The organism is Rhodovulum sp., assembly GCF_011048875.1.
GTDB classification, from domain to species: Bacteria; Pseudomonadota; Alphaproteobacteria; order Rhodobacterales; family Rhodobacteraceae; genus Rhodovulum; species Rhodovulum tesquicola.
Genome location: NZ_DSDD01000209.1, coordinates 1 through 3,555, shown reverse-complemented (window position 1 = coordinate 3,555; position 3,555 = coordinate 1). Strand labels below are relative to the sequence as shown.

4 protein-coding genes and 1 tRNA gene are annotated in these 3,555 nt (G+C 67.5%); 4 read left to right on the top strand and 1 reads right to left on the bottom strand.

Annotation, left to right across the window (positions count from 1 at the left end):
* On the top strand, window positions 1-994 hold a 994-nt coding region (locus tag ENN83_RS07270), incomplete at its 5' end, for a DNA polymerase IV (protein ID WP_287185593.1).
* Window positions 995-1,003: 9 nt separating this feature from the next.
* Here ENN83_RS07270 and ENN83_RS07265 read toward each other — a convergent pair.
* Complete coding sequence (locus ENN83_RS07265; RefSeq protein WP_287185592.1) at window positions 1,004-1,861, bottom strand: N-formylglutamate amidohydrolase; 858 nt, start codon at window positions 1,859-1,861, stop codon at window positions 1,004-1,006.
* Window positions 1,862-2,011: 150 nt separating this feature from the next.
* Between ENN83_RS07265 and ENN83_RS07260 the strand changes: the two genes are divergently transcribed.
* The 3 genes from ENN83_RS07260 to ENN83_RS07250 all read left to right on the top strand — a co-directional run.
* Window positions 2,012-2,086: transfer RNA gene (locus ENN83_RS07260), tRNA-Val, on the top strand.
* A 74-nt stretch (window positions 2,087-2,160) separates the two neighbouring features.
* Entirely contained in the window at window positions 2,161-2,286 is a 126-nt protein-coding gene (gene ykgO / locus ENN83_RS07255; protein ID WP_132693414.1) for a type B 50S ribosomal protein L36, read from the top strand.
* A gap of 158 nt (window positions 2,287-2,444) precedes the next feature.
* Window positions 2,445-3,555 (top strand): PHA/PHB synthase family protein (locus ENN83_RS07250; RefSeq protein ID WP_287185589.1); only part of this gene is annotated, 1,111 nt, incomplete at its 3' end.

Below are 3,555 nucleotides of genomic sequence, written 5' to 3'. Positions count from 1 at the left end.
CATGCCGATGTTCAAGGCGCTTGAGCTTTGCCCGGACGCGGCGGTGGTCAAACCCCGCGGCGCGGCCTATGCCGAGGCATCGCGGGCCATCCGCGCGATGATGGAGGAACTGACCCCCGCGGTCGAGCCGCTGTCGCTTGACGAGGCGTTTCTGGATCTCTCGGGCACGGAACGGCTGCACGGCGCACCACCCGCACTCCTGCTGGCGCGGCTGGTCAGGCGGATGGAGGACGAGCTGGGCCTGTCGGGCTCGATCGGGCTGTCGCACAACAAGTTCCTTTCCAAGCTGGCCTCCGACCTCGACAAGCCGCGCGGCTTTGCGGTGATCGGCCGGACCGAAACGCTTGATTTCCTTGCGGAACGGCCCGTGGGGCTGATCTGGGGCGTCGGTGCTGCGGGGCGCGCCGCGCTGGAGCAGGCGGGCGTGCGCAGCTTTGCCGATCTCCGGCGCTGGGAAAGACGCGATCTTGCCGCCCGCTTCGGGTCGATGGGCGAGCGGCTCTGGCATCTGGCGCGCGGGCAGGATCATCGCCGCGTCTCGCCCAACGCGCCGGTGAAAAGCATCTCGAACGAGACGACCTTTGCCGAGGACATCGCGGATCCGGGCCTGCTGGACGGCCATATCTGGCGCCTTGCCGAAAAGGTCGCCGACCGTGCCAAGGCCAGGGGGAGGGCGGGCCGCGTCGTGGTGCTGAAGCTGAAACGTGCCGATCACCGCCTGCTGACCCGCCGCCACGCGCTGGCCGAGCCGACGCAGATCGCCGACCGCATCTATCGCGAGGCGCGCGCGCTTTTTGACCACGCCGGAACGCAAGGACCGTTCCGGCTGATCGGTGTCGGCCTGTCCGAAATCGTTGCGGCCAGGGGGGCCGAGCTGTCGGGCGATCTGTTCGACCTGCAGGCGGAGGAACGGGCCAGGGCGGAACGGGCGAGCGACGCGATCCGCGCGCGCTTTGGTGCGCAGGCGATCCTCAAGGGCCGGGCGCTGCGGTAGCGGCGCGCCTCACTCGGCCGCCAGCGGCACCTCGCCGGCCCGGCCGATCTCGGTCAGATCGGCAATGACCGAGACCATCAGGCGCCGGAAATCCTCGAATTCGCCATTCGGCCGCACCTCTGCCTCGTCCATGTAGAGCGAGCGGTCGATCTCGACCTGCACCGCATGCATGCGCCGGGCGGGACGGCCATAGCGCTGGGTGATGAAGGCCCCGGCAAAGGGCGCGTTCCGCCCCACCCGCAGGCCGGCCGCGGCAAAGGCCGCCTCGACCCGCTCGACCACATCAGGCGAAGCCGAGGCCCCGAAGCGGTCCCCGAGCACAACATCCGGGCGCCGCTTTCCCGCGGGCGAGATGCTGTCGATCGCCTCGCGCGGCATCGAGTGGCAGTCGATCAGGATCGACTCGCCGAATCGTGCCTGCGCCGCGTCCAGCAATGCCTGAAGCCGATGATGATAGGGTCGCCAGAAGGTCGCGATCCTGGTCTCGGCCTCCTCAAGGCTGATCTTGCCGCGATAGATCGCGCGACCGTTGGCCACGACGCGCGGGATCACCCCCAGCCCCGAACTGATCCGCGGGTTATGCACGGCCAGGCGGGCGCCCTCGACCACGGCGGGGTCAAGTTCCTCGGCCGCGCGGTTCAGATCGACATAGGCGCGCGGCGCATCGGCCGCGATCAGCGGAGCGCCGTGGAACGGTGCGTCGGCGAACAGCAGATCGACAAAGGCATCCTCGGAGGAGCGGATCGCCCGCTCGTCCAACACCGTCTGGCGCAGGAACGTCCAGGGGTAGTCGCGCCCGCTGTGAGGCGAGGAGAACACCACGCTCGTGGACAACCGGTCGGGCTGGAACAACCTGTAGGCGCACAAATCACGAGTCCTCCTTCGGATCACTTATAGCGGCGATTCCGCGCGCGCCGAAAGCCCTTGAACCGCGCTCCGACTCCTTTTATAGATCTGCGGATCAACGTGGACCCGCCCGCGTCCGGTTCGTTTGGACGTGCGGGATCGGGGCAGAAGGGGCGGTTAGCTCAGCGGTAGAGCACTACGTTGACATCGTAGGGGTCACTGGTTCGATCCCAGTACCGCCCACCATCGAATTCGCTGCCTCCGGGCAGGTAACGCAACCACAAGGCGCACCGACGCGCCGCGACATGAGGGGAGAGCCGATGAAGGTTCGCAACTCGCTCCGCTCGCTGAAAGAGCGTCACCGCGATTGCCGCGTTGTGCGCCGCAAGGGCCGGGTTTATGTGATCAACAAGACCCAGCGCCGCTACAAGGCCCGCCAAGGCTGACCGGAGAGAGACAGCAAGACCACGAAAACCGCCCCGGCCCATGGCCGGGGCGGTTTTCTTTCCACGCAACATTTATCCCGGCCGCCCCGGCTGCTATCGCAAAACTGTCATGACGGTCTGGGACACCTGACAGGTGAAGGCAAAGGCGGAGGCAGGCGATGAAGGCACCGAACGGGCATGGCGAACGTCATCACCCCTATGACACGCTTGACCGGGCAAGCCGGGCGCTCTCGGCGCGGCTGACGGGCGGCATCTCTCCGACGGCGGCCCTGACGGCCTGGGCAGACTGGGCCAGCCATCTTGCGCGGGCGCCGGGACGGCAGTTGGAACTGGCCGAGCACGGGGTCCGGGCCGCGACGAAACTCGCCGTTCATGCCGCGGGCCTCAGCCCGAACGCTCCGCCGTTCGCGCCCAGACCGGGCGATCGGCGGTTCGAGCACCCGGCCTGGGGACTTGCGCCCTTCAACCTCTGGAAACAGGGATTTCTGGCCTGGCAGGACTGGTGGGAGCACGCCACCGAACCGGCACGGGGCACGACACGTCATAACGCCGAGCGCATGGCTTTCATGGCGCGGCAGACCCTGGACCTGTTTTCGCCCTCGAACGGGGTCCTGACCAATCCCGAGATCCTGCAAAAGACCCTCGAAAGCGGCGGAACGAACCTGGCGCTTGGCGCGGCGCGCCTTGCCGGGGATGCCGCTGCGTTGGTGACGGGCGAGACGCCGGTGCCCGACAGCGGCTACGAGGTGGGGCGTAACCTGGCCTGCACGCCGGGCGAGGTGGTCTTTCGCAACGACCTGTTCGAACTGATCCAGTACACGCCCCAGACCGCCACCGTGCATCCCGAGCCGGTGCTGATCGTGCCCGCCTGGATCATGAAATACTACATCCTCGACCTGTCGCCCGAGAATTCGCTGATCCGTTACCTTGTCGGCCAGGGCTTCACCGTCTTCGCGATTTCCTGGGTCAACCCGACCGCCGCGCATCGCAATGTCTCGCTCGACGATTACCGGCGCCTCGGCGTCATGGCCGCGCTCGAGGCGGTCGGGCGGATCGTGCCGCAGACCTGCGTCCATGCCTGCGGTTATTGCCTGGGCGGCACGATCCTTGCCATCGCCGCCGCGACCATGGCGCGCGAGGCGGATGACCGGCTGGCCTCGATCACGCTGCTGGCGGCGCAGACCGATTTCACCGAGCCCGGCGAGATCATGCTGTTCCTCGACGAAAGCCAGGTCGCCTATCTCGAGGACATGATGTGGGACCAGGGCT

Excerpts from the sequence above, each read along its gene's own strand:
- ykgO (WP_132693414.1), top strand. The coding sequence starts at position 2,161 with ATGAAGGTTCGCAACTCGCTCCGCTCGCTGAAAGAGCGTCACCGCGAT.